General features: G+C 48.5%; 27 protein-coding genes and 1 tRNA gene. 6 read left to right on the top strand and 22 right to left on the bottom strand.

What is annotated here, in order from left to right; genetic code table 11:
- Positions 1–74: 74 nt before the first annotated feature.
- The 11 genes from HOJ95_02600 to HOJ95_02650 all read right to left on the bottom strand — a co-directional run bounded on the left by HOJ95_02600 (position 75) and on the right by HOJ95_02650 (position 8,164).
- The gene (locus HOJ95_02600; protein ID MBT6393573.1) at positions 75–1,703 is read right to left on the bottom strand and encodes a thiamine pyrophosphate-binding protein; all 1,629 of its coding nucleotides are present in this window, start codon (positions 1,701–1,703) and stop codon (positions 75–77) included.
- A gap of 59 nt (positions 1,704–1,762) precedes the next feature.
- Positions 1,763–2,254: a DoxX family protein gene (locus tag HOJ95_02605; protein ID MBT6393574.1), complete on the bottom strand. Its 492-nt coding sequence runs from the start codon at positions 2,252–2,254 to the stop codon at positions 1,763–1,765.
- A 27-nt stretch (positions 2,255–2,281) separates the two neighbouring features.
- Positions 2,282–2,701: a thioredoxin domain-containing protein gene (locus tag HOJ95_02610; protein MBT6393575.1), complete on the bottom strand. Its 420-nt coding sequence runs from the start codon at positions 2,699–2,701 to the stop codon at positions 2,282–2,284.
- A 15-nt stretch (positions 2,702–2,716) separates the two neighbouring features.
- Positions 2,717–2,923 (bottom strand): hypothetical protein, encoded by a 207-nt coding sequence (locus HOJ95_02615; GenBank protein ID MBT6393576.1) that lies wholly within the window; start codon positions 2,921–2,923, stop codon positions 2,717–2,719.
- Positions 2,924–2,957: 34 nt separating this feature from the next.
- Entirely contained in the window at positions 2,958–3,599 is a 642-nt protein-coding gene (locus HOJ95_02620) for a flavin reductase family protein (GenBank protein ID MBT6393577.1), read from the bottom strand.
- A gap of 122 nt (positions 3,600–3,721) precedes the next feature.
- Positions 3,722–4,204, bottom strand: a complete 483-nt coding sequence (locus HOJ95_02625; protein ID MBT6393578.1) for a hypothetical protein — start codon at positions 4,202–4,204, stop codon at positions 3,722–3,724.
- Complete coding sequence (locus tag HOJ95_02630) at positions 4,138–4,833, bottom strand: hypothetical protein (GenBank protein ID MBT6393579.1); 696 nt, start codon at positions 4,831–4,833, stop codon at positions 4,138–4,140. The genes HOJ95_02625 and HOJ95_02630 overlap by 67 nt, the downstream gene beginning before the upstream one ends.
- A 928-nt stretch (positions 4,834–5,761) precedes the next feature.
- Positions 5,762–6,127 (bottom strand): DsrE family protein, encoded by a 366-nt coding sequence (locus tag HOJ95_02635; GenBank protein ID MBT6393580.1) that lies wholly within the window; start codon positions 6,125–6,127, stop codon positions 5,762–5,764.
- Positions 6,128–6,319: 192 nt separating this feature from the next.
- A tRNA-Val gene (locus tag HOJ95_02640) sits at positions 6,320–6,395 on the bottom strand.
- Between the two features lie 110 nt (positions 6,396–6,505).
- Positions 6,506–7,012, bottom strand: coding sequence for a hypothetical protein (locus HOJ95_02645; GenBank protein ID MBT6393581.1), 507 nt, complete (start codon positions 7,010–7,012; stop codon positions 6,506–6,508).
- A gap of 27 nt (positions 7,013–7,039) precedes the next feature.
- Positions 7,040–8,164, bottom strand: a complete 1,125-nt coding sequence (locus HOJ95_02650) for an aminopeptidase (GenBank protein ID MBT6393582.1) — start codon at positions 8,162–8,164, stop codon at positions 7,040–7,042.
- Positions 8,165–8,353: 189 nt separating this feature from the next.
- Between HOJ95_02650 and HOJ95_02655 the strand changes: the two genes are divergently transcribed.
- Complete coding sequence (locus tag HOJ95_02655) at positions 8,354–8,689, top strand: hypothetical protein (GenBank protein MBT6393583.1); 336 nt, start codon at positions 8,354–8,356, stop codon at positions 8,687–8,689.
- Between the two features lie 46 nt (positions 8,690–8,735).
- Positions 8,736–9,122, top strand: a complete 387-nt coding sequence (locus tag HOJ95_02660) for a VOC family protein (protein MBT6393584.1) — start codon at positions 8,736–8,738, stop codon at positions 9,120–9,122.
- A 42-nt stretch (positions 9,123–9,164) separates the two neighbouring features.
- Here HOJ95_02660 and HOJ95_02665 read toward each other — a convergent pair whose 3' ends face one another.
- The 3 genes from HOJ95_02665 to HOJ95_02675 form a co-directional block, all read right to left on the bottom strand.
- On the bottom strand, positions 9,165–9,989 hold the full coding sequence (locus tag HOJ95_02665) for a YdcF family protein (GenBank protein ID MBT6393585.1): 825 nt from the start codon (positions 9,987–9,989) through the stop codon (positions 9,165–9,167).
- Between the two features lie 243 nt (positions 9,990–10,232).
- The gene (locus tag HOJ95_02670) at positions 10,233–10,910 is read right to left on the bottom strand and encodes a hypothetical protein (GenBank protein ID MBT6393586.1); all 678 of its coding nucleotides are present in this window, start codon (positions 10,908–10,910) and stop codon (positions 10,233–10,235) included.
- Between the two features lie 220 nt (positions 10,911–11,130).
- Positions 11,131–12,303 carry a glycosyltransferase family 4 protein gene (locus HOJ95_02675; GenBank protein MBT6393587.1) on the bottom strand — a complete coding sequence of 391 codons (1,173 nt, stop codon included), beginning with the start codon at positions 12,301–12,303 and terminating at the stop codon, positions 11,131–11,133.
- A 477-nt stretch (positions 12,304–12,780) separates the two neighbouring features.
- Here HOJ95_02675 and HOJ95_02680 point away from each other — a divergent pair, with 477 nt between their 5' ends.
- Positions 12,781–13,950: a response regulator gene (locus HOJ95_02680; protein ID MBT6393588.1), complete on the top strand. Its 1,170-nt coding sequence runs from the start codon at positions 12,781–12,783 to the stop codon at positions 13,948–13,950.
- Between the two features lie 74 nt (positions 13,951–14,024).
- A complete protein-coding gene (locus tag HOJ95_02685; GenBank protein ID MBT6393589.1) occupies positions 14,025–14,357 on the top strand; it encodes a hypothetical protein in 333 nt (110 codons plus the stop codon).
- Positions 14,358–14,464: 107 nt separating this feature from the next.
- On the opposite strand, the gene HOJ95_02690 is transcribed toward HOJ95_02685, so the two are convergent.
- Positions 14,465–15,754, bottom strand: a complete 1,290-nt coding sequence (locus tag HOJ95_02690) for a (Fe-S)-binding protein (protein ID MBT6393590.1) — start codon at positions 15,752–15,754, stop codon at positions 14,465–14,467.
- Between the two features lie 242 nt (positions 15,755–15,996).
- Between HOJ95_02690 and HOJ95_02695 the strand changes: the two genes are divergently transcribed.
- The gene (locus HOJ95_02695) at positions 15,997–17,091 is read left to right on the top strand and encodes a glycosyltransferase family 9 protein (protein MBT6393591.1); all 1,095 of its coding nucleotides are present in this window, start codon (positions 15,997–15,999) and stop codon (positions 17,089–17,091) included.
- 21 nt (positions 17,092–17,112) lie between these two features.
- Here the strand turns inward: HOJ95_02695 and galE are convergent, their stop codons facing one another.
- Positions 17,113–18,096 carry a UDP-glucose 4-epimerase GalE gene (gene galE / locus HOJ95_02700; protein MBT6393592.1) on the bottom strand — a complete coding sequence of 328 codons (984 nt, stop codon included), beginning with the start codon at positions 18,094–18,096 and terminating at the stop codon, positions 17,113–17,115.
- Positions 18,097–18,899: 803 nt separating this feature from the next.
- Here galE and HOJ95_02705 point away from each other — a divergent pair.
- The gene (locus HOJ95_02705) at positions 18,900–19,688 is read left to right on the top strand and encodes a macrocin O-methyltransferase (protein MBT6393593.1); all 789 of its coding nucleotides are present in this window, start codon (positions 18,900–18,902) and stop codon (positions 19,686–19,688) included.
- A gap of 317 nt (positions 19,689–20,005) precedes the next feature.
- On the opposite strand, the gene HOJ95_02710 is transcribed toward HOJ95_02705, so the two are convergent.
- From HOJ95_02710 to HOJ95_02735, 6 genes are all read right to left on the bottom strand, one after another.
- A complete protein-coding gene (locus HOJ95_02710) occupies positions 20,006–21,202 on the bottom strand; it encodes a glycosyltransferase family 4 protein (GenBank protein ID MBT6393594.1) in 1,197 nt (398 codons plus the stop codon).
- A 170-nt stretch (positions 21,203–21,372) separates the two neighbouring features.
- The gene (locus tag HOJ95_02715; GenBank protein MBT6393595.1) at positions 21,373–22,929 is read right to left on the bottom strand and encodes an oligosaccharide flippase family protein; all 1,557 of its coding nucleotides are present in this window, start codon (positions 22,927–22,929) and stop codon (positions 21,373–21,375) included.
- Between the two features lie 187 nt (positions 22,930–23,116).
- Positions 23,117–23,425, bottom strand: a complete 309-nt coding sequence (locus tag HOJ95_02720) for a class I SAM-dependent methyltransferase (GenBank protein ID MBT6393596.1) — start codon at positions 23,423–23,425, stop codon at positions 23,117–23,119.
- 39 nt (positions 23,426–23,464) lie between these two features.
- Positions 23,465–24,355, bottom strand: a complete 891-nt coding sequence (locus HOJ95_02725; protein ID MBT6393597.1) for a class I SAM-dependent methyltransferase — start codon at positions 24,353–24,355, stop codon at positions 23,465–23,467.
- 133 nt (positions 24,356–24,488) lie between these two features.
- Positions 24,489–24,752 (bottom strand): hypothetical protein, encoded by a 264-nt coding sequence (locus tag HOJ95_02730; protein ID MBT6393598.1) that lies wholly within the window; start codon positions 24,750–24,752, stop codon positions 24,489–24,491.
- A gap of 30 nt (positions 24,753–24,782) precedes the next feature.
- A complete protein-coding gene (locus tag HOJ95_02735) occupies positions 24,783–25,034 on the bottom strand; it encodes a hypothetical protein (GenBank protein MBT6393599.1) in 252 nt (83 codons plus the stop codon).
- Positions 25,035–25,103: the final 69 nt, after the last annotated feature.

Raw genomic sequence — 25,103 nt, forward strand, 5'->3', positions numbered from 1 at the left:
TCGCATCGACCCACAAAACCCCGCTACTCCCAGGTCGCGAAGATGATTTGTTGGCACACGGCCCCGGTGCCTTCCTATTCTGGTCGAACATCCTTGGCAGCTAGATAGCCATCCGGGTTAATAACCGCATCAATGACCCAGGCGCCTCCTGAGGCAAACGCCTTCCCCAGCGCCTCCTTGAGAGCCGCTTCACTATCCACACGAGTAGCCTCAAAACCAAGCCCTTGTGCAACGGCCACATAGTCCGTGTTGCCAAAATCCGTCCCGAGCCTCTGGAAGTTTCGGGTGTCCTGTTTAATTTTAATGAGATTCAAGAATCCGTCGTTGAACACAACGACCACGATGGCGGCCCCCACGCGAGCGGCAGTTTCGAGATCGCCCAGGCGCATGAGAAAACCACCATCTCCCGTCAGGCAAAGAACTGGCGTCTGGGGCTCGACTAGTTTAGCCGCGATGGCCGCAGGAAGCCCCACAGCCATCGACCCCAGGCCGCTAGAGGTAAGAAATCCCCTCGGGCGGCGCGTCTCCCATGTATCGCTAGCCAGCACTTTATGGCTCCCCGCATCGGCGGTCATGATTCCACTATCGGGCAAACACTCGCGAGCGATGCGCACAACCGCGCCCGGCATCAAACCTTCTCCCTTGCTGAACAGCGGAGCACTTCGCATGGCACGGTATGAGTCCAAATCCTCTAAATTCCAGCCTTCCGACGCCGGGACTGACTCGGCCAGTGCGCTAAGGCTGTCGGCGAGATCCGCCACCACCTCGACTTTCGGGCGAATTACATCGTCGTTATGGGCCACCTCATCGAGCATGACGACAGGCTGAGGATGGTTCCAGTGACCGGGAGTAAAAAGCTCGACCACATCAAAACCAACGAGAATGAGAAGATCTGCCTTATCCAGAATTTCCTTCTCAGAGGGTGCCCCGCGGAATGTTCTCATGGAAAGCGGATGATTCTCCGGCAAGGTGCCCTTGGCCGCCAGTGAGGCAAAAACCGGAGCACCAAGCCGCTCGGCGAAGGCGACGAAAGCCTCCTCGGCCTCCTGGCCCGAACGGTTTACCTGAAGACCCACCAGAATAGCCGGTCGATCCGCGCGGGCGATTTCAGCAGCGGCCACCTCAAGGCCGGCGTGGTTATTTCCTATCTTTCCAGCGAAACGACGAGCCCCGACACCATCGGGCGGAAAGTCGCTCGCCTCAGCCTCGGCCTGCATGACATCATATGGTATGTCCACATGAACCGGCCCCTGTCGGCCATCCATTGCCAAAGCAATGGCACGGCGCATCGTCACTGCGGCTGAATCCTTCGCTAGCTTGAAGGTTCCTTTGGTTATCGGACTGTACAAGAGATCTTGATCCAGACGCTGTCGCTGCAAGCGCCGGAACTGTTCATCGGAGTAACGATCCGTCAGAACAAGAAATGGCGCCCGCTCAAGAAAACCATTCGCCACCCCCAAAACGGCAGCCGCCGCACCAGGCCCTACGCCCGTGCTACAAACACCAGGCCGGTTGGTAAGGATGCCATAGGTGCCAGCCATTACGGCTGCGCTCGCTTCATTGCTACAGAGCACATATCGGATGTCCCGGCGAGAAGCCGCCTCGATCAATTCAACCGAACTCAAGGACCCTGGAACACCAAATATAAATTCGACCCCAGCATCCGCCATAACAGCCACCGCCACGTCCGCATAAGTTGACATGCAATTGCTCCCTTAAAAAAATTAATGGTCGGATGATACTCTACAACACAATTTCCACATCATTCGCCCTGACCTTCATCGCTATCGTTCGACTCAAGCCATCGATCAATAGAAATCGCCCCAGGCAAAAAGCGGAATGAAAGTGCCAATAGCGCGATCATGATTAGATCACGAGCTAGTGCTTGCGTCGGGGTCTCACTCACGCCAGGCAAACAGCCACAATCCTCCGGGGCGGTTCCCATAAACATCGCCACCGAAATGGCCACTGAGAAAAAAGCGAGTTGCACGCCAAGCAATAGAAGCGCCCATCGAGAAAAGAGGCCCAGCAGAAAAAAAAGGCCAGAAAAAATTTCTAGCCAGGGAAGCACATGGGCCAGCGGCAACACTAAATCGTGAGGCAGGATGCCGTAGGACTCAATTTGATTTAAAAAAAGAACAGCAGGCTGCCCAAGTTTTGCGGCACCCGCAATGACGAAAAAACCGCCGACAATAATCCGAACAAACAACACAGCGACAGAGCAACGCATCAAGGAAAAAATATTTTTCGTCAAAACCCTATAATCCCTGCGTCTGAGTCGCTACTTTATCTGGGCACGAACAGCCGCTGCTAGCACATTGAACGATCGGGCTCCCGAAATTTTTTCTTTACCGATAAATATCGTCGGGGTGGCTCTTACGCCCATGCGGATTCCAAGAGCCTTATCTGCCTCGATTGCGCTTCGATGGTCCTGCGAGGCGAGGCAAGAGCGCCACTTTTCGACATTCGCCCCCGCAGCCAAGGCGTACTTTTCCCATACATTAATTGCGGATGTAGCGGTGCTCCATCTACGTTGGCCATTGAAGAGGAAGGTCCGCATTTGCGCCACCTTATCTTCAGTCCCCGCGCACCTAGCTGCTTCGGCCGCACGAAACGTTAGATCTCGAAGCGGAAAATCTTTATGATGAAATTCGATCTGATCCTTAAACTGTTTACGAAGTTCGGCCAGTGCACCCTGCACTGAGCTGCAATGAGGTCAGCCAAAATCAAAAAATTCCAGAACCACCACACGGCCATCGGCAGTCATAGAAAGTGGAATTTCAGACTGCCCGCCCTTTCCCCAGAACATGGAGCCCACGCCTACGGCAAGAGCTAAAAGGACAACTCCCAATATCACCAAATTACGGTTATTGTTTTTTTTCGTTTGTTGCGTTTTTTTTGAACTATTTTTTTTCTTTGCCATCCCGCGTCTATCTCCATTAATAACATGTATTGTTTCAAGAGTTCGGATGGATCTCGTCCGGTGGCTTGTATGTTCTCTCCATCTGGAAAATATTCCGTGTACGACAATAGTTCGTTCCACCCAGTCGACCAACGGGTTGAAGCTTGACTGGATCGATATACTTATCCTCCAGCATCAAATCCTCCCGCACATGCCAGCGTAGCGCCTTGCCAATGATCAAATGAGTCTTCCACTCATCACCATAGATGACAATCTCCTCGAGTAGGCACTCTATCGCCACAGGCGCATCCCGCAATCGGGGTGCCTTCACCAAATCGGCAGGCACTGTCTCAAGCCCGAGCGCCTCGAATTCATCTTCCTCAGGAAGAAAATTCCCGGAGCTCTCGTTCATCTGCTCTTCCCATCCGTTGACGACGGTATGGATAACGTACCCTTTCGTCTCCTTGATATTCCGAGTCGTATCCTTCATTACCCGATCACGCTCACCAGCTGAAATGGAAAAAAGCGGCGGAGCATGAGAGACACACGTAAAAAAGCTAAACGGCGCAAGATTGGGAATGCCATCCCCGCTAATGGAGCTTACCCAGGCAATTGCCCTCGGAACAACCGAACCCACTATCAGGCGATAGCCCTGTAGATGATCGATTTTATCCGTATCGAAAGTGCGAAATTTCATGAATTACCTCTAGTATTTACGAGCTAACAAATAAGTAGACAAGTCATTTACCATATAAAAAAGGGAGACTTACAAGACGAGATAACACCCACACATTAGACGGGAGAGGGAAGGCTCCAACGCTATTCCCTGATAACCGATTCTATGATCTTTGTCTGCTTGTTGACGGTTAGAGAGAACGATTTCTTCGGAAAACGTGCCACCCACTGCCGATTGCCGGTACTATCAGATGTTTTGGGGATTCCGTATTTCGAAATCATTTTTGTGGCTACTTCAAGCGAATATTTCTGCCCCAAAAGAGTCCTTCTGATCTCGGCGATAAGATCAACAGCGCCATTTTTAAATTCAAAAATTCTGGCCATTTCATAATTTCTTTTCTTTTTCAATTCAGTATAAATTTTCATTTTGTGAAGAACTTCCTGAGACTGCCATCTAGAATCAAGTATCGCAAAAAGCTTCACCCTCACCGAACGATAAAAAGGAATTCCTCGGCTTGTAAAAACTCCAGTTGTGTATTTCCCATTTCTCACATCAACCCCTAATTCCTGAGAATACGGCCCGCCAATTTCGCTGGCGATAATTCCCAGCTTCGCCCCATCCGGCAAATTCGTTTCGCCGAAGAATTCTGTGCCCCCCCCGTTTTCCTGGCCTCCAAGGTTAACTTAAGTATTTTTTCTTTTCTCGCCGCAGGGATATTGTCCAGAGGGATGATCACATTTGTTTTTTGCGGACCAGGATCCATAAACAACCGGCTCTCATTAACAGGCACCCCGAAAACCGGCAGGCCTGACATTTTTTCATCATGGAGAATCGGTGATTTTCGATCCCTCGATTTTTCGGCCAGTAAAACGGCTGGCTGGTAGACGTCTTTTTTCAGTATTAGGGGGCGATCCCGAGTAGTCTTACCGGCCATCTTCGAGGGGCCTTTGCGTTGGCGCCCTCCGACAAAGGCCTTCTCGCCTCCATATCCCAAATCCAAGATATGGCGGGTAACGCTATTATTTTTTTTGGATTTCATCGAGCCTTTGAAGCGTTTGAGACGCAATGAAAGTTCATTCAACTGAACATTCAAAAGTCGCACCGATATTTCTAGGCTTTCTTTCGAAACGTTATAAATTTCAACCGCCTCGACCACCTGCCCTTGAAACACACACAGAAATGAATTGGCTGTACTCGAAAACATGGCTTTCGTATTCAAATTCGCCGTCCGGCAGTTCACCCCGTTCGGGTTCAACCAAACTCCCTTCAACCTCAAACGAATCGTATTATCTCCATGCGTAGAGGGAACAATTTGGAGCCTGCCATCCCCGTTCAGTTCAAAAACAATTCTGGAGTAATTCGACCCGGGATGAGTCCCATGTCTAATTTCAATGAGCGCGCTAGAATCCGGACTAGAAAAACCCATCGAAGGAGCTGAAAGCACAAGCAATGACAAAATGGCAAAGAGCAAAACAACAGGAGAAAACAGATCGGCTCCTAAGCTCTTTCTAAATTTATTGAAAGGCAAATATTTCAAAGTACGTCCCTTCCGAAAAAATATCGGCTACCTAATCCCTAAAACACCGTCCTGGCCAATACGAGTGCGCCTCGTGCCTCCAGCACAACCATTCGATTCAAGGCAAGTCACAGACGCAACTAACACACCCATAATTATAGGGGACTATTCATGAATCCTGCAACTCGTTGATTTTATTGGTGGGCGGGACAGGGCTCGAACCTGCGACCTATGCCTTGTAAGGGCCTTTTCGGGGGTATGAGCCTGAGTGGTCTGGAGTGACACAGAATGACATGGAGCACTAAATATCAGAGGGTTAGTAAGGAACTAAAGTGAGCCCGAGTGATACCAAGTGACACCGAGACACCTCCTCTATAGGCACTATTTAGGCACTGGATTTTTTTGAGTCTACCCCACTTCCGCCATCGCCTCCTCGGCCTTCTCCAGCCAGAAAATCATCTCCTGCCGAGGACCTTGGCCATTACGGCTCTATTCCTTCGACAACAACCAGATTCGTGAATGCCGATTCGTTATAGTCTCTATTTAAGCACCAAGATTCTATGAGGCCGAAGATGCTGTTAGGCCTGCGCATGGCGAATAAATAATTCGCCATGCGCAGGCCCTCGGTGGACCGTATTTACCCAAACGACGATTAAATTCTCACCACCTAGAGCGTAATCACCTGATCGGGAGGATTGCCCGCCAGCGCGCCATAAAGATCCGGGAAGCAACCGACGTGCACCCCATCAACTGTGCCACTCACCTGACAGTTGCCCGGCTCGCCAGTCGCAAGACCTCTCTCCAAGGCGCACTGATCACACATCATCAACAAGATGTTCTGCTCTTTCGCCACCTTGGCAAGTCGCTCGCCGAGAGGATCACCTTTTCGGAGAACATAGTTGTTGTCATCGAAAAACATCATCCCTGCCACCTCGACTCCATGTGCACCGGCCTCGAGCTGGGGCAAGATCATTTTTCCAAGCTTGTAGCTGGCCGTATGGCCCGATGTCGCGAATACGTACGCCACTTTCATGTAAAAACTCCCCTCTGTTTTGATTTGAAAAGAATCCTACGCGGATGAAGCTAATGGAGTTTAACCAACATTTTCTAATTTGTCTTGACCAATATCGAGAGCTTCGCGGGTGGCAAATTAGCAATTTTATCTGAAATCAGAGAAGTTCTGGAATTCACCCCCACAAAAATCGGGGCATGAGGGGCAATGTATTGGTGGGCGGGACAGGGCTCGAACCTGTGACCTATGCCTTGTAAGGGCACCGCTCTCCCAACTGAGCTACCCGCCCCCAGGAGGGGGTAAATGACGCGAAAAACATATCATTATGATGGTCGAGAGACCAACGTCAGTTGGTCTCTCGAAAGATTTCCGAAATTTCGAGACCTTATAAAGGGTCTACTATGTGCTTTGCCCCTCAATAATTTTTCGCGAAATAATGGGCCATGCGATGAGCGAGGTAATGAGAGCCATTATAAGGCCAAAAAGAAGAGGACGCGCTACCTCCGACTCCATATTACGCCAGACGACAATATGGGCCAGCTCTCCGGTCGAAGTGCGAATTCCGGTACGAGTGGAAGTCAATAAGCCATGTATTTCGTCTTCACCAACACCATGACCGCCAGTTGGAGATGAAACCACCAAGTGGCCCTTTGGCCCATAAAGCTCGACACGCTCAAACCCCAGCGCGAGTCGCCCCCTCTCAAGATGCTCTCCAATCTCATTTTTATTTCGACCTGCCTTAAGGAGTGATGGGACCACCCCTCCCGATAAATCTTTCCCGAAATCGTCCACTACCCACTGGGCAAGCACTAACTCACGGGCAAAACCCAACAAAGCGCCAAGCATAAACATCACCAAAAACAGACGTGTAATCTTTTGGCGAAATTGCATGGATAATAGTGTCATTTTTCGGTCTCCGAGAATTGCTAGCTGTCAAATCTTGAGTTTACCGTTTTTCGAGAACAACTTACCGTCAACCCTGATCTCACCGCCCTGCCTTAAATCACAAACCATGTCCCAATGGAGAGCAGAATTATTCTTCGAGCCGCTCTCAGGATATCCTTTACCGAGTGCCAGATGAAGCGTACCGCCAATCTTCTCGTCAAACAGCGTGTTTTTTGTAAAACGCTGTATCCCCTGATTCAAACCAAAAGCAAATTCACCCACCCGGCTCGCTCCGCGATCCATTCCAATCATACTTTTGAGAAATTTCTCGTTCTTCTCTGCAGAGGCTTTAACTACCTGGCCCTTTTCGAAATCGAGCCGGACATCCTCAACCTCCCTACCCGACAGGCAAGCAGGAAACGTATAGCGAATCGTTCCGTCGATCTTCGTCTCCTCTGGCCCTGTGAATATTTCCCCATCAGGGAAGTTGTGGGAACCCGAGCAGTTAATCCATGGCCGACCGGCGATACCGACGCGAAGGTCCGTATCCTTGCCGCCAATCTCGACAACCTTTCTGCCCTTGAGGTAGCGAATAACCTCATTCTGGCGCTTGTCAATATTTTTCCACCGGCGAATACCGCCTGGTTTATCAGCAAAACATGCAGCCAAAACAAAATCCTCATACTCGTGGAGCGACATCTCAGCATCCTGGGCATAGGCCTCTGTAGGAAACAGTGTCAAAGTCCACCTAAGGCCTTTTTTCCCCTTCGTGCGCTCATATTCAGCAGAGCGCTTCATAAATGTTTTCATTATCGACTGCCGAGCCACAGATGCGGCCGCCTGCTTTTTTGGATTAACCCCTGAAAGGCGGCGCGTATTCGTCTCCGATAGAATGCTGATCAGCACATCCACCTTTCCAACTTCAAATTTCGAAATGGGTGATACGTAGGCAATCTGCTCTTTATTGGCGTACCGGAAAAACAACTCGTCCATACCCGGAAGACCTACCTGGGTATAGGGAAACGCCCCTAATTTCAGACATTCGGCATAAAGAGCGCGTACAAGAGGCTCAGCAACCACACCGCCCCGAATACTGACTAATTCCCCCTTGCTCACCTTTGCGGAATAGCGTGCAATTGTCTCTGCCATACGTTCTATGCGGATATCTTCCATATCAATTACTCCATCAATCCTGAATTGAATCCAATGAAATCGGCCAGATCATGCCACAATCACTAAAAAATTCCCATCGATTCGTGTTGCTCAATGAGATATAATAAAAGTATCAAAATGAATAGCCTCATAGCCGAACGGTCCTTGCCGTAAAGCAAGGCAAGAATCCATCAGTTGGAGGAATGCCACATGAAAAGACTACACAGAGTCCGTAATTTCAAGCCATATCTGATGCGTTATGTTCACAAAAACGATCCGAACTACGAGCCCGTGTTACGAGAATTGCTCGACCATGAACACGAAGTCTACGATGAAACAACTCTGTCGAGAAAAGAAATGGCCCGTGGTGAACGCGGAGACAACACATGGGAAGTTGTGTTCAGCGAGTTGACTGACATTCTAACCCCTGTGCAAATTCAACAATTGTTCGAACATTTGGAAAAAGATTTTAGCGCCACATGTACTCGCTTCCGCGAAATGGCCGAGGCCCAGAAGCTCCTTGAGCACGACGAAGGCGGGGGATAGATACACTACCGGCTTTATCCATTCATCATTTATCTGGAGATTTAAGATGGCGAAATTTGGCTACGACCACATACACTTTAGGAGTGAGGATCCGCATGCCGCCCGCAAATTCTGGGAAGAAATGCTCGGCGCTACAGTAGTTCAAGAGCGCGAACTTGGCGGAGCACCCTCGTTCAATATGGACCTGAATGGGATGATTTTTATCGTCTCGGGACGAGCCAAGGACGAAGACCCTATTCGAACGGGCTCCGAGCCACGCTACGGGCTCGACCATTTTGGGTTGAAGGTGGACAACATGGAAGAAGCGGCTGAGGAGCTTCGCGCTAAAAACGCAGAGTTCATTTGCGAGCCTTGGGAGATACGACCTGGCGTGAAAATCGCCTTCATCAAGGGCCCTGATAATATCAGCATCGAACTAGCCCAGCGAGATTAACAAGCTTTTCACCTCCCCTTTGTACAACGCAATGGGGAGGGATCAATCCGAATTCAGATCTCCCAGATACCGATTTACTCTGTAAACTGCAATACCCAGATATTCGTGCAATACCTTTGAAAAGAGATTCCACCCACCTCTCGCCTCATGAGCTATATGTTTCTTTGAAACCGCCGGAACGGGTTCGGCCTGGATACCATGGAAGCGAAAACTTTCAAGCGCGCGGAACATATGGATGCCATCCGTAACAAGAAAAACACGCTCGCTTCCTCGTTTCTTTAAAATAGAGGCAGAAAATTTTGCATTCTGAGCCGTGTTCCTCGACTCCTCCTCCAAGAGGATGGTCTGTCGAGGAACACCCAGTGTAATGGCGAAACGAGCCATGGCGGCCGCTTCACTTATCCCCCCGAGGGAAGTCACCCCCGTGGAAAATAAAATCAATTTAGCTCTTCCCTCATGATAAAGCTGGGCCGCCCGGAGAACGCGTCGCTTTGAGGCCTCAGAGGGCGTTCCATCTTTCAGAACACCTCCCCCCAGAACCACGGCTACACCTTCACCCGATTCTGAAACATCAAACGACAGAAGGGGTAAAGCCAAGTAATAAGAAATTGGGAAATAGTTTAGAATAAGAAAAAAAACGCCCGATGCGGCCACGAACGAGCGGCATGCCGAGAAAAGAAATCCCCTCCTTCGAGCGACAACTCCGAGGAAAAAATAAAAAATAGAGGGCAGGACAAAAAACAGCTGCAACCAATTAACGAGAACAGACGACAACCGAAGATGCGGAAGTACCATGAAAATCAATGCAGACAGCACAAACGGAAATAAAAAAAACATCCGTCCACTTTCCGAATCATCACTTTTCACATTCTTTCCTTCCGTAAAAAATCAAGGATATCAACTTTGCGCAAAGGATTTTTTGCATCCTCTAAAATACGAACCTTTGTTCTCAGACGACTCCTCCGAATAATAACAGCCATATCGAAAAGAAAAATAAACATGAAAAACACCCCGCCAGGGAAAACAGTATCAAAAAAAATTCAGGTAAAGTCGATAAGGCGGATAGATTGAGAATAGATCGAAACAAAGAAACTCTAGAGATAGACGAGTTTAGCGAGTACGGGTACGTCGCCCGATTCGGATGGGAGACCCCTTTTTCCGCAGAGGCGAATTAAGCGATACTGAGCCTTCTGGTGCGGATTTGATGCCATTTGTCCTAACACTGGCCGCAGTTTGCGTCGTAGTGGCTGGTCGGCTCGGCTTGATGACTTTCTTCGCGTCTTTGGCTCCCCCATTCATTCGTTGTGATGACCGATTTCTAAGCTCGCTCACACTGAATGAAGACTTCGCCTCCGATATTTCACTAGCTGACCAACCTTTTCTATTGTTTGAACGTGTTCTTTTCGAGGTCGCTTTAAACATGGGGGCCACTGACGGCTCAGAGTTATCCCAGCCTTTATGTTGCATTTGAGCCGTCCGTTTTCGTAAGTTACTCACGCCTCCATGATCAAGCCCTTGCGATCTGGAACCTTTCACTTCGGCAAGATCCCATCCCTTATTTTCTTCTGCACGCCTTCTTCTTGAACTTACGTGCGCAGTGGGTGTTTTTGTCTTGGCGGCTTTACTCTTTTTGGGCTTAGGTGTCGATATTTTCGAAAACCAACGGAGTAATCCCCCATTGCTCCCACCTCCCGAGAGCAACAGAACATTGACCACCACCAGGACCAAAATAATTTCAACCCATGGGATAGACCCCGATGACCAAATATCAACTAAACCTTCAGGCATGAAACCAATCTCCAAAATACAAACTTTATCGACACACCCCAAAGTACTTCCTTACTACCTTTTAAATATAACCCATTTGTACAAATAAGCCAAATAGCAAAGATACTATGAACAAATCAGGGCATAAACTATTACAAATAGGTCCATTACTCCTATTTTAGCTGAAGAGACATTTCATCTTGTCCATAATTTCTTTTATTATTTTCGCTCTTTTTAGGTCTCAGGGCTGCCCAGCCAGCATTTCATAAATCGCCATGGTTTCTTTGGCCGCTCTGTCCCAGGTAAAACCCGAGGCATGTCGGATACCACTAAGTCGCATTTCCTCGTACGCATCACCCACCTCGGCGGCATTAAAAATAGCAGTGGCCCATGCTTCTTCATCATTTGGGTCCAACAAGATCGCAGTATCACCCCCAGCTTCGGGAAGCGAGGCTGCCATTGAACTGATAACCGGGGTTCCGCAGGCCATTGCATCCAAAACAGGAAGCCCGAAACCTTCGTACAAGGAGGGATATAAAAAAAGTCTGGCACCAGCATATAACGTGGGAAGATCGTTGTCTGCGATATGACCAAGAAGGCGAATACCAGCACGCTCTCCTCCCGCTTCGTTGATCAGATTTTGAATTAAGCGACCATAAGGGCTGCTCATATCCCCCGCCAGGACCAACGAAAGATCCATTCCTCGTTTTCGTGCCTTACCATATGCGCCCAGCAATACCTCAAGATTCTTCCGATAGTCAAACCCACCAACATATAGCAAATAGTCATTTTCAAGATCTAACCTTTCCCGAAGGAGATGAATCTCATTATCGTTTTCGGGAACCACCATGCCGGGCGCAGGAGCCGGATACACAACGTGCACCCTGTCTTCGGGAAATCCCATTAAGCGCACCAGATCCGCCCGTGAGTGCTCCGATATGGCGATAACACGATCAACCCTTCCCAGAGCGTAGCTCAGATATCGCGAATACATCCCAATTTTCGCCCTCACTGGCAGCGCATAGCGATCAAGATAAATATCCTTCACCGCCAAGGGCATGAGGTCATAGACACTCCCGACAACCGGCACCGACATTCTGCGTAGCGGGAGGTTCCACTGAAAGTAGGCGTGAAGAACATCAGGCCGAGCTAGCTTCACTTGGCCGTGCAGATGCAAGGCATCCCGAATCCACGAAAATGAGAACACACCGCCGCAACCGGCTCTCGATATAGTTTCGGCGTTGGATGTAGAAGCCACTCCAAAAGATGCGCCTTCCACTCCACCAGGTGTGAAGAGGAGATAGTGGTGGGAGCCTTCGGCGCGCAACAATGCCTCCAGGAGAAAGCCCCCCAACGCCCCAACACCACGATTTCTGTGCTGAACAATTGGAGCCGTATCAATTCCAATTCGCATCAAGAAAATCTCATCCTATAAATTTCGAAAGTCGCTGAATTCATGTCAACCCTCCTCCAGAGACCAATTTCACTCTGATTAATAAACGTTGAGAAGCAGACCGTAATCCCCGAAAAGAAGGCCTTCGACACTTTCATTATCACCTATCCTACAATTTCTGAATTAATTTTAAAATTCTTACAAAATCCTAATTAAAAACTTTTATTGTTTGAATTATCAGGGGTTGCATTGATACCCCTTTTTTGAGCAAATGAAACTGTTGTCTGGCTACTACTTTTGAGAAGCCCCAAAAGCTCCGTGAAATGAAATTTAATAATTATTTTAAAAAAAGCAAAACTACTTAGTACGAAAAGAATACTAAATAGACTTAGCAAAGAAACAAGAATTTCGGCTCTCCTGACATCGTGAAAAATGCCGCTGAAGCTCAAAAGCTTCTCTTTGTCATTTAGATGCCTTATTGAGTGAGGTCTCAGATAAATGGCCCAGGACAAAATTGATCCTGCTACCCCAATCCTCGTTGCCGAGAGCAGCCCGGTCCAGCAGGCGCTCGTCAAAGAATTTCTAGAAGATTTTCATTTCCAAGATATAACAATCATTAAAGATGGCTATGAACTTCTCAAAGCTATCAAAGGGCAGAAATACGGTTTCATGATTATCGATCACCACCTAAGTAAATCGAATAGCCTAAACACCATATCAAGCATACGCGACTGTCCGCTTAACAACGACACACCTATTATTTTCACTTACAACAACAATATGGAATTGGACGAGAAGAGAGATTTACTCTCGGACATGAAATCCATGACTCTTTCGGCTCTTATTCCAAAACCATTTGGAAAAGATATTTTTCGCGATAGTGTCGAAAAAGCATCGAATAGCACCATTGTTACAGCCACCGAACAAGAATTGCGTGGAGAAAAATCTCTCACCGCAACGACAGTCGCTCTTGAACTCGCTAGCAGCCTCAGGGATTCTGGTGAATTCGAGAACGCTGGCAAAATATATATTGAGGCCATGCTCAGCGTTTTTCATGGAATGGCGGAAGTTTATCTCGCAAGCGGAAAAATAGACGCGTGCAAATCCGTTCTTCGCGAAGCCTGCCGAATTGATCCCGAAACCGAGAAAAAATTCTTAGCCAAAACACAAAAATTCATTGATCGGGGAAATGAAAATCTCAAATTAAAACGATTCCGCATCGCGAAATTCGAATTCGAAGCCGCACTATACCTCGACAACAATTGCCTGCCTGCACATTCGGGCATCGGAGAAAGCCTCCTTGGCCTCAAAGAAAAAGATGGTGCCCTCGAATCCTTCAAGAAGGTTCTGGAATTCCAACCCGATATCCAAAGCAGGCTTATGTATAAGCGTATTGGAACTGTGGCATTCAAACTAAAAGAATACGAAATCGCCATAAAAGCGTACGAAATAGCGATCGGTTTTATTCAAACGGACCCCGAGTTATACTATCTCCAATCCCTCGTTTTCGTTTCACAATGGAAATTTGAGGACGCGCTTTTAAGTATTAACAGAGCAATCAACTTAAATTCATCGTTTAAAGAAGCCATAAACGCAAAGAAAAAAATCATGGCCTGGATGGCTGCCAAAAATAAAAACCCGGTCGCCGCGACAGCTCCGACCTCCTAAACATAATCTCTATGGCAATCAAAACAAGAACAAGCTAGTATTCATGCTTCCTAGTAAATTTCGGAGTTAACGAAATGAGCACACCCGAGGATGGTCGAAAATTCAAACGTTTCTTCCTACCCGTCGTGATCCAGGCACCCGGGATTTCTGATTTACCCCTAGTTCCTGAAGATGTCAGTGCGGGGGGCTTTAAGGTTCTAGTGACGACTGAGCCCAATCTAAATGTGCAGTTCGAGTGCTCTATACAAATTTCCAGCGAAGTTTTCGACGATTGCCAGGCGACGGCGGCCTGGGCCCATGATAACGGCGATGGCACTTGGTATGCGGGAATAACCATCCATGCACTTTCAGGCGATCGGGATTTTCTTGAATTGACACTAAGCAAAGCCGATGAAGATTTGAATTAACTTTAAATACCAAACTTTTGTAGAGGTCTGATTTCGCACCCTTCCATCAATCACTACACGCACTTACTTAAGTTAACTTTACCCGCCCACCTACTTGCCATTGAAAATTAGGAATAGAGTGACTTTTGAAGCTGCTCGCGAACATTTTCAGGGTTTAGTCCATTCGCCCTTAACAAATCACCAGCCTCGTCAAGGACTCGATCCATATCCTCATAAAGCTTGAAAGTTTTCGTCCAATCAGGATATTCGAACCCCATGGCCTGCCCAAGAATGCTCATGAAGTTTTCCACCTCGACAGGATGATTACCCTCCTCGCCACACAAATCACGATGACAGCCATGATAAATCGTCGCAATGGAATCTGCCCCTGCCGCTACTGCCGACGCAAAAAGTTTCTCATGCAAGGCATCCTTCGCTCCCGGGACATGTAGTGTGGGGCATTGGTAACCATGGTCAGCGTGCTGCTCAATCTCGACTACTTCAAGACCCGGAACGTTTCTTAAAATCCCTTGAACGTTTTCCTCCACACCGTCGGTTCCGCCGTGCAAATGCACAGCAACACGCTTATTTACCGGCCGAATGAAAAGAGCCTTAAGATCATCTATGCGCTCCATAAGGTAGCGTGAAATATGAATAAAGGGGAGAGAGTCTCCCTGCGGCCCTGAATAGATATTGATGTTTTCAGTGTATTGCATTTGGCAAGTAGGACAAAATGTAATCACATTCTCAGGGTTGTATGCCTTGAACATATCTAGTGATCGACGCCCCATGGCAGCCCCGCCTTCGAGATCTCCTCTTCGGATATGGTTGATACCGCAACAGTGAGCAACACCGCCCGCCACCTCGTAATCAAGACCCATTCGGTCAAAAACATCCATACATGAAAGCAGAATGTGCGGGGTCTGTAGAATATTACAACCAAAATAAAACACGGATTCTGCACTGGTCTTCTTCCCGCCACGCACGGCGGTTAAGCGCTTAAAAACTTCAGGCTCAATCTGGAGAGCAGCCATAAGGCGAATTGTCCGACTCAGAACCTGAAAATAATCTCGGCTCTCAACCTTAATTTCAGAAAGTTCGCCGGCAGATTCCTTTAACTTGAGTTTCGCATAGGAGATCATTTCCCTAGGGTTCACATCCTCGGGACAAGCCTCGATGCATACCCCACTCTTCTCGCAATTCTCCACCCATTTTTGAGCCTCGAGTGAAAATTTCTTTCCATTCAATATACCGAGAACACCTGATGTCACCTGCTCGGAGTTCGCCCCAGAGAAATTGTCATAAGCATTCATTGGGCAAACCTCAAAACACTTTCCACATGCTGTGCACGCTTCGGTGATCTGAGCTACCCGCTCATCCATGAAATCCGCATACATCCCCGCCGATTCAATCGCCATACCTAATTCACCTTGAACTTCTATTCAAATCACTAATCCCAGATACCGGCCAAAACATGTTCCCGACTAATATTATCATAATCAATCAGGCATGCCTCCTAGATATTTTCTGTAATTCTGAATCGTTTTGCTCAATATCTTTGCGCCCGGTTCGACAAAAAAAGGTTACAGTGCTTAAGATAAAATATTTTATTGGGAAAAAAGGAGCACTCTTGTTAATCGCACCCGACCCTAGAGTAGGTATGACAGCGTACCAAAAAGCGCTGCTCAATTTTCTCAAGGTAGCTCCGAATAACGGCGTACCGACGCTATCAGGCGCGAATATCTTGGTTGTTCAAATTGCGGGTATGGGAGACTTCACTTTGGCGACACCCGCAATTCGGGCCTTGCGCCATGCCAATCCATCAGGAAAATTAGACCTTCTCACCAGCGTCAAGGGCAAGCGGGCGGCGGATGGATGCCCCTTCATCGATTCTATTGATACGCTCGATTTTCTTGACGCTTCGCAGACAGTAGGTATTTCCTCGTTCAGGCTGCTTAACATCATTTCGAAAATTTTCGAGATCCGGAAACACCGCTACGACATCGCAATAAATATGATGGGCCTATACTCTTCAAAGGGTGCGGTTCGGATGGGCTTATTTCTCAGGAGCCTGGGAACACCGCTCCTGGCTGGGCGCAACACACTTGGAACTGGCTGTTTCTATCAACACGCCATTCAGGAAAATCTCGCTTCACCCCAAAATGAAAGAGATACCCATCTCTCTCTTATTCGACATCTTGGCGTTGAAAGTGAAGATAACGGCGAACTTAAAATATGGCCCAATGAGGAAGATGAACAAAGCGCACAAACGATTTTAGCGGGAACAAAAACAAAAGGGCCTTTGATTATGGTGAACCCAGGCAGCGACCGCCCGGAGAAAAATTGGCCTAAGGAGCAATTCCTGCAAGTTATGTTTGCTTTGCGCGAAACACGCGGAGCCAAATTCTTATTGGCCGGAGGGCCCGCCGAGGCGCAGCTCTGCTCTCATATTGCCAGCGCTTTATCCTCTGATGCTTTCAACACAGTGGGGAAGATCAGCTATCAAGGCACCGCCTCATTAATGAAAAAATGCGATCTTGTTATCACGTCCGATACTGCCGCGCTCCACCTTGCCTGGGCGGCAGATATTCCCGGAGTCGCCCTATTCAAAAAAGAGAACTTGGGGCGCTACCGTCCCGCCACCGGAAAAATATCATGTCTTACCGGAAACGAAGACAAAAATATGGGAATTTTGAATATCCGACCTGATGAAGTGCTAAAAGTCTGCCTTGAAAAAATAGACATGGCGAGTTGAACATTTAAAAAACGTTCAGCCCTAGTCAGATTTTGAATGCCATTTCCAAGCGGATGCTACAATCTGTTCCAGCTCTGAAAAAAGAGGCTGCCACCCAAGGATTTCCTTAGCTCGTCTTGCGTCGGCAACCAATTCCACAGCATCTCCTGGTCGCCGTTCTCCTTCCTTGCTAGGCACAGTTCTTCCACACACATTCTCGACAGCTTGAATGATTTCGCGAACAGTACGGCCCTGCCCTGTCCCCAAATTAAAAGCATCCGATGAGCCGCCGTCAATAAGATATTCAAGCGCTTTTAAATGTGCTGAAGCGAGATCCGTTACATGGACATAATCCCTTACAGCGGTCCCATCTCTCGTGGAATAATCGCTCCCATAAATTTCCATTTGCGTTCGCTTCCCGAGAGCCGTCTCAATGACAATTGGAATCAAGTGGGTCTCCGGAACATGGCTCTCTCCTATATCACCGTCCATATCGGCACCCGCTGCATTAAAATACCGCAAAGCCACACATGAGAGACCATATGCTTCACAAAACCAGCGCACCATATTTTCGACGATTCGCTTCGATTCGCCATAGGGACTCACCGGATTTTGTGAATGTTCTTCAGGAATAGGCACTTTGTCTGGCATTCCGTAAATTGCACAGGTTGATGAGTAAACTAAATGTTTCACATCGGCATCCACCATCGCTTCGAGCAAATTTAAAGAATTGACCACATTGTTTCTAAAATATTTCCGCGGATTTTCAACGGACTCTCCCACATAGGCATTAGCTGCAAAATGGACAACGGCCCCCACTTCGTATTCCGAGAGTACTGCCCGAAGACGCTCGCCATCGGAAAGATCTCCCTCCACAAAAGGACCGTATTTGACAGCGTCGCGATGCCCTAGAGACAGATTGTCGTATGTAACCGGCACATACCCTGCGCCCGACAAAACTTTACAGGCATGTGAACCGATATATCCGGCACCGCCAGTGACCAATATGTTGCTCTTTCCCGCCACGATATCTCCATAAAAAAAACCGAAAAATAAAACGCGGTTCTTGCCTCGTCAATTATTACAGGTACTTTTCCATCAACGTCCAAGAGCATCATCTCTCAGCTCCGCCAGCAACCCCGGCTACAATACGCCAATCACCGCTGAGAGCCAGCCGCGCCGGCCACACAAGCGCACAAGATGCTAAAAACCAACACGAAAAATTTGGACGGGGCGAACAAGAGGCAAAAAACAACAGGCGATTCCGAGAATAGTAATAAGCAGTGCGAGGCGATCCTGGCCCGCGGCTCGCTCGCTCCAGATGCAAAATGGTTGCATCCATCAGCCACGGCTAATCACAAACCTTTTTGACAAATGCGAAATGAAAAATCTGTATCCTCGAAATATATAAAATACCGCTCATCAGTATATCCTATATTCTGATAAGCGGACACGGACGCTCCTCCATGAAGGAAGCCATAGGGCCATTACAACCCTACAAGAGAAACTGAGCAAGATTGGTACGAAGGTCTTTCAGCACGGACGATGCACTATCTTCCAACTCGCCGAGGTCGCGATATCAAGAGGGTTATTCGCCTTAATCTTGGGACTCATCGAGCTACTTCGATCATTGGCGCATCTAACGTGATCGAGGAAATTTTTGAAGCTAGAAAGTCTCCATCAAGGAATCATATGTGAAATGTCGGCTAAAACGAATTTCAGACTCACTTTGACTGGAGGCCAATCCCAGCTATGATTTCTATATGGTCAATTTGTAATTTTTCTGAGATTGTAAGTCTTCGACCTCAATTTAATTAATTTGAGAAAACATGAATCTGATCAAATCCTCATTGAAAAAAATAATCGGAAGATTCGGTTTTGAAGTTGTCCGGAAGGGTTCGGTACCCGCAGACCAAAGGCGGATTCGAAGCGATTTCCGGCCGGAAGATCTCCATACGATTAAGTCAGTTGAATCCCACACCCAAACGAGCCCGGAACGGCTCCTCGCTCTGATTCGCGCGGTAGAATACACCGTGAAGCATCAAATTCCAGGAGATATTGTCGAATGCGGAGTTTGGAAGGGTGGAAGTATGATGGCAATAGCGAAAACCCTGATTCAATTAGGGGTCACAGATCGCGAACTCTATCTCTACGACACCTTCGATGGAATGTCACCGCCAACGGGTAATGATGTGTCCCTCTGGGGGGTGAATGCAAAAGAAGAATTTCAAAAGTTCCACGAAGACAACGATGACGAGACTGACCTGTTCAAAATGAACATCGTTCCCCTAGATGAAGTGAAAACTGCAGTATTCAGCGTGGGATATGATAAGAAGCGATTCCATTTCGTAAAAGGCAAGGTCGAAGAAACAATCCCCGGAATTATTCCGAATTCGATAGCCATTTTGCGGCTAGACACCGACTGGTACAGTTCTACGAGACATGAAATGGAACATCTTTTCCCTCGACTCTCTCCGGGAGGTGTTTTGATCATCGATGACTACGGAGAATGGCAGGGTGCCCGAGCCGCAGTAGATGAATACATTAAGAAAAACAAATTGAAAATCCTGCTCAATCGGATCGACTACACCGGGAGGATTGCGGTGAAGACCCGCTGAAAGCCTCGATTCGAGGCTCACTCCGACGGACCAAGTCAACTATTTATGGGTGGGAATAGCGAAGTTCCACATGGGGTCCTAATTCCTCATTGTACAGACCGTTCGTCCATCCGCTGAATCCTCCGGTAAAGAGATGCCCCATTAAATGGATTATCGGGGTAACAAATGACTCGAATGACCCATCTCTCTCCCAGAGCGAGAGTCTCATTCCAGAAAGAGCATTTTCCCATTTTCAAAAATTTCATATGACTAAGTCCATAGAATGTTTTATTTTTAATAGCCATATTACCATCCGTTGCGTCTACATTAATCTGTTATTATACGGTGGAATTTGACCTAACTTCTTCAAAAACTTCCATGAGCCGATTCATATGGTGAGCGGGGAGAAATCTCCCGAGCACATCCTGGCGCCCTGCAACGCCATGGCGCTCGGCCAAATCGTAATCGGTGAGATACGCTTCGAGAGCCTGGCCCATGGCAGGAATATCTTTTCTCGGAATCAGCGTGCCCGTTTTTCCATCAGTAAGCCAGTCGGAGATGCCCCCAACATCAAATGCCACGGCAGGAAGCCCATGAGCCATTGACTCAACCCCTACCATCCCAAAAGGCTCAGGCCAGATGGACGGCACAGCTGCTACACGACCCTGGGTAAAGACCTCAAAAATGCGCTCCTTGGGAAGCCATTCTGAAAAAATGACCGTGTGCCGCTCCGGGGCTTTCACAGCCAACTCCCTCAAGGAGGAGGCCTCAGATCCGTCACCGATAATCTCCAGCAAGGCTGGTACTTTAATGTAATCCAATGCCTCGATTAAACACTGAAATCCCTTCTCTGGAATAAGTCTACCCAGCGCGACGATCCGGCGCTCACGCCCAGGCTTGTTGGCAGTTATTTTTTCATCCACATCAGCGTAGAGATGTAGCACCTCGAGCTGCTCAGTCGAAAAACCACCTTCGATAAGCAAATCGCGCACATATCGGCTGGGTAAGAGCAAACGGGCAAATTCTTTGTTGGCCTGCCTACTACGTCTCACTTTATTCCAAACTTTTAGGGCAGTGTCGGGACGGCGAGGCATACATAGCTGCGTGTGCGCCTTCCACAGGCAATGTACATCGAACGGCTTAGTGCAGATACCATCCCAGGTTTGAGGCATGCGCCTTCCCGAGGGACAAGTGAGCCGAAGGCCCATAACATAGCGCACCACAGGTGCTGCCTCAGAGAGGACTTGGGAAACAGCCGGATCGAGCACCTGAATTTGATAAATGAGGTCGGGCGAGAACTGGCGCACAGCGCCTCGAACTTCATTTACCGCTTGGCGAGATTGGTCCTGAAAAAATCCCAGCGAACCAGGGACGTGGAAAGAAGGGCGGCGCCCTTCGAGAGCTGGATCCATTGGCGTGTCGTGGAGAACGCCGACCTCGTGGCCCAATTCTTCCAAACGAACGGCCACGTCGAGCATGTAGATTTCGGCACCTCCAACAGGACAATAGTGCTCATTGCACAGCAATATACGCATCGAAATCTGCTCGGCGGGAAAACGGGTGAGTGAAAAGCGCTAAAACATATCCTGGGCGCAAAATTATCATTTCTTGTCATCAAGACCGGGTTTGCGAAACGAGCGGCGCTCAATGTATGCGTTCGGCTCGCGCTCACAATCCCAATTTATATAGATCGGACAAATAGACATTATGAATTTCGGCAAATAAAGCGTGCCAAACCATCGAATGGATAGCCCGCCCGCCTGATCACAGGCGCGTCCTCCTCGTCATAAGGCTTCAAAATCCAGGCCAATAGGACGAAAACAGCGGTAAAACCAAGCCCTGATGTCAAAAGATAAACCCATCTGCTGAAAGGGAACCATACGACGATCAACGTTGCAACGATGCTCGCCGCAGTCATGGAGATAATCGCTCTGCCCGGAAGAGGAAAGCGCTGTAATTTTTCCACTTCTCTATATTCCCAAAATACCCGGCCAACCGCAGCGATTGCTGTCGCCCCGGCGGCTCCAGCGGCTCCCCACCTGGGGATTAGCAATAGATTAAAAACGATATTCGCAAAACCCATCACCACTCGAATATTGCGCAGCGCTTCATGTCGGTCAGAGGAGAGAAGTATGTTGGCGTGGGAACCGCCTCCAAGAATACTGACCAGAATTTGCCCCATGACAGCGATACGGAACACCTCGGCAGCGGGCAAGTAGGTTCGATCCAGGAACGTCGCCACGATTGCCGGAGCAATACCAAAAGCAAACACCATATATGGGACCGTGAGCAGCACACCGGATTTGACGCTAAACCTCCATGCGCGTCTGAGTTGATCCGGTTCTCCCTTATTGGCCATGACAGAAGTGGCAGTCAGGGCGATATCACCTACACCCGCAATGAGCATGGTGCTAATCGCCAAAACAAGCGCGGAAGAGACATTATAGAAACCCACCTGAATCGTCCCGGCAAGCAAGATATTGAGAAGAATAATATCGGCGTTTTTTCCCGTGATAAAAGTAACAATCTCCATGGCCGTCTGCGATTTGCAAAACAAGCGTACAGGGACAAAATCCACTTTCTCTTCTTGCCCGGAAAATATGCTGCGGCTCATCCATCCCAAAGTGAGCATTGTTAGAATGCTCGTTACCGACAGAAGAAAAAGAACGACACCTGCACTTCCGCCATTTTTGTATATCCATCCCGCACCGGCAACATTGATTAACTGCACCAATGCCTTCGCTATCTTAGGATTCCTAAGATCCATCCGTGCCGAAAAATATGCCATGAGAAGGCTCGTAAGGCCCATGGAAACGATGTAGGGACCCATCCAACTCAGCAGATAGCCGACTCTCGGTTGGAGCAGGTAAGACATCAGCGGACCTGCCAAAACAAACAGCACCGTTGCCACAAATACGCCTGCGCCCAACCGGACCGCGATAAAGCGCCGCATCAGGCATTTCATCATGCCAAGCTTGTTTTCCGCCAAGGGAGCACCGCGAACAATGGTGGCTCGATCCAGGCCGAGGCCAGTGAGAATCAGGCCTAAAGAGGCATAGCTGACAATCGTCCCGTAAAAACCGAATTCCCGAACGCCGATTGCGCGAGCGATAAGAACCGCAAAAACCAAATAAAAACCGTAATCAAGGATGCCACCTATTTGGCTCCAAACGAATCCCCGCTTGACGCGCCGGCTAACGGCCTCCCGCTTTCTTTCTCCGCCGGCCTGCGGTCCATTAGTCTCTTGGGATATTGGATCCATTAGATCGTTCATCCGGAGGGGCGGAGTGGAACCTGTGTACAAGGGTCAAGTTTGTAAAGCTATCACCGTAAATAACAACCCTACCTAAACTGCAAATTCAAGACCAGTTTCAGAGCCGACCGGAACCTCATCACAGCTTTTAAGTACGGCAATATCGCCTAGGCTGGTGGTCTCGTTCCGGAACAATTCATCCATCAAAAAACGGACACAACGTGGATTGTATCACATGGGTCCCCCGTGCAACATTTTCTACGACACTCAGTGAAATAAAATTGGCCGCGACGCCAAGAAGAAAGGATGTCGGGAAAACACCCAAAACGCGGAACCCGTTTTTCTCCGAAAAAATGCGCAACACATTTTGGGTCCAGCGGTAATAATCAAAAGACAAACCATGAAGGGGTGAAATCGACGGTGCACTTAAAAGAAGCCGTCCACCGGGCTTTAAGACTCGCCTCGCCTCCCGCAACAAATTCTCATGTCCGAGAAGACGTTCGATAACCTTCCAGCATGTCCCATGGTCGAATACCTTTTCCCTTTAATCATCTGACACCCCACCGAACCGAGGTTGGGTCAATGCGTTTTCAGCCGCCGATACGCTTTCTTCGCCAGATGATTTTTTCTGAAACGAGACGATGACGTTTTTGCAGAAATAGTGCCCCATGATCTCTTCCATACAATTCCAAAGACCATCCCAAAAATGGCGGAACATGCGAAATGGCGATTTCCCGGCCATCGGATTTCGCCGGTCTAATTTCCCGTACAGATCCCGAAGCACCCATGTGGGTTCCCCCCACGAGCGCCAATATCCCTCGCCACGAGTCTCGGCCGGCTCCAACCCCACGCTCTTGCCCAGCGCGATAAGTTCTCCGGCGGTATAGCTCGTTTCCCAACCCCAGGGCCAAGTTTCCTCCCGAATCCGTCCTTTCTTCATCACGGTATACCCGGTAAATGTTTGTGGAACGCTGATAACGGACCATCCCCCGGGAACTAACACACGAGCTTGCTCTTTCATCATTCCATCGGGCTCCCGGAAATGCTCCACCAAGCCTTGATGGAAAATCAGTTGGATCGAATCTGTTCGGAAGGGAAGTCGAAAAACATCACCTTGCAGCAAAAAAATCCTTTCGCCCATCTGCTCGCCTACACGCCTTGAAACGACGAGGCTGCCCCGAGTGATATCGAGCCCGGAAAAATGGATCTGTGGATATCGCTTCGAGAGAATACAGGAGTCAATTGCGGTTCCACATCCCAATTCAAGCGCGTGTGAGCCTTCGGGAAGAGAGGACAGAACTTCGTTGAGCATACGAAGATAGCGATCCCGCTCTTCGAGGTGGCGCTTAATATCCTCCCCGAGATCACTGTGACCCTCGAGTTCGCGGAAGATGGCTTCGTACTTTTCCACTGGCAGACTCGGAATCTTCATCATGGCATCCTATACAAGGAGACTCTAAAGCCCCGGCAATTGCCGGGCCACCAACATGGACCGCGAAACTTAACATACGAACTACAACACCTTGTTTACAACACTCCCATACTTTGCCGGACCTGGAGCAAACGTTTCAAGCAAGTGAAATCGATCTTCCATTCAACTCCACCGTGCTCGAGAGCGGCACCGCAGTCTCTACCATTCTCTCCGCAAAACAACCCTGTTTCGCATTTCTGATAACGGCCGCCACCCTTTCTTCAGATTCATCCGACTCAACGACAAAATGCGTCCTTACCGCCGTACAACCGGAATCCACTGTGCTTTTTAAAACCGAGCCCCGCAGAAAATAATCAAACTCAACCCTGCAACTAGCTTTCTTGAAAGGGGTTTTCATCATATGCGCGTACCGCGCAAGCTGGGTGAGTAGTCAGAAACCCACCCCCATAGCGATATAGCAAAGAGGCTGAGGATAGGCGTCCTCACCACCGATCCGCTCGGGCTCATCGCAAAAAACCTCAAAATGGCGGTGCTTACCTATTTTGAGTTGTCCTTCTCCTTCAATGGTCTCGGTATCCGCCGACATTGTGAATACATAGCCAGCAGTTGGAAGCTCCAGTTTATCAATGGAGCGCTCACCAACAACACTGCTTTCTTTTCTGGGATCAACTGGCTTTTCCATCCTAGAAATCTCCTTGAATTAACGGAATTGTAATTTCACATCTTAATGTCTGGTAATAAATGCCTTCCC

The sequence above is a fragment of the Nitrospinaceae bacterium genome, assembly GCA_018669005.1.
Classification (GTDB): domain Bacteria; phylum UBA8248; class UBA8248; order UBA8248; family UBA8248; genus UBA8248.

Bases quoted from the DNA above. Each gene is read 5' to 3' on its own strand.
- HOJ95_02600 (MBT6393573.1), bottom strand. From the start codon at position 1,703: ATGTCAACTTATGCGGACGTGGCGGTGGCTGTTATGGCGGATGCTGGG.
- HOJ95_02615 (MBT6393576.1), bottom strand. From the start codon at position 2,923: ATGGCAAAGAAAAAAAATAGTTCAAAAAAAACGCAACAAACGAAAAAA.
- HOJ95_02620 (MBT6393577.1), bottom strand. From the start codon at position 3,599: ATGAAATTTCGCACTTTCGATACGGATAAAATCGATCATCTACAGGGC.
- HOJ95_02635 (MBT6393580.1), bottom strand. From the start codon at position 6,127: ATGAAAGTGGCGTACGTATTCGCGACATCGGGCCATACGGCCAGCTAC.
- HOJ95_02645 (MBT6393581.1), bottom strand. From the start codon at position 7,012: ATGACACTATTATCCATGCAATTTCGCCAAAAGATTACACGTCTGTTT.
- HOJ95_02650 (MBT6393582.1), bottom strand. From the start codon at position 8,164: ATGGAAGATATCCGCATAGAACGTATGGCAGAGACAATTGCACGCTAT.
- HOJ95_02655 (MBT6393583.1), top strand. From the start codon at position 8,354: ATGAAAAGACTACACAGAGTCCGTAATTTCAAGCCATATCTGATGCGT.
- HOJ95_02660 (MBT6393584.1), top strand. From the start codon at position 8,736: ATGGCGAAATTTGGCTACGACCACATACACTTTAGGAGTGAGGATCCG.
- HOJ95_02670 (MBT6393586.1), bottom strand. From the start codon at position 10,910: ATGCCTGAAGGTTTAGTTGATATTTGGTCATCGGGGTCTATCCCATGG.
- HOJ95_02675 (MBT6393587.1), bottom strand. From the start codon at position 12,303: ATGCGAATTGGAATTGATACGGCTCCAATTGTTCAGCACAGAAATCGT.
- HOJ95_02680 (MBT6393588.1), top strand. From the start codon at position 12,781: ATGGCCCAGGACAAAATTGATCCTGCTACCCCAATCCTCGTTGCCGAG.
- HOJ95_02685 (MBT6393589.1), top strand. From the start codon at position 14,025: ATGAGCACACCCGAGGATGGTCGAAAATTCAAACGTTTCTTCCTACCC.
- HOJ95_02690 (MBT6393590.1), bottom strand. From the start codon at position 15,754: ATGGCGATTGAATCGGCGGGGATGTATGCGGATTTCATGGATGAGCGG.
- HOJ95_02695 (MBT6393591.1), top strand. From the start codon at position 15,997: ATGACAGCGTACCAAAAAGCGCTGCTCAATTTTCTCAAGGTAGCTCCG.
- HOJ95_02705 (MBT6393593.1), top strand. From the start codon at position 18,900: ATGAATCTGATCAAATCCTCATTGAAAAAAATAATCGGAAGATTCGGT.
- HOJ95_02710 (MBT6393594.1), bottom strand. From the start codon at position 21,202: ATGCGTATATTGCTGTGCAATGAGCACTATTGTCCTGTTGGAGGTGCC.
- HOJ95_02715 (MBT6393595.1), bottom strand. From the start codon at position 22,929: ATGGATCCAATATCCCAAGAGACTAATGGACCGCAGGCCGGCGGAGAA.
- HOJ95_02725 (MBT6393597.1), bottom strand. From the start codon at position 24,355: ATGATGAAGATTCCGAGTCTGCCAGTGGAAAAGTACGAAGCCATCTTC.
- HOJ95_02730 (MBT6393598.1), bottom strand. From the start codon at position 24,752: ATGATGAAAACCCCTTTCAAGAAAGCTAGTTGCAGGGTTGAGTTTGAT.
- HOJ95_02735 (MBT6393599.1), bottom strand. From the start codon at position 25,034: ATGGAAAAGCCAGTTGATCCCAGAAAAGAAAGCAGTGTTGTTGGTGAG.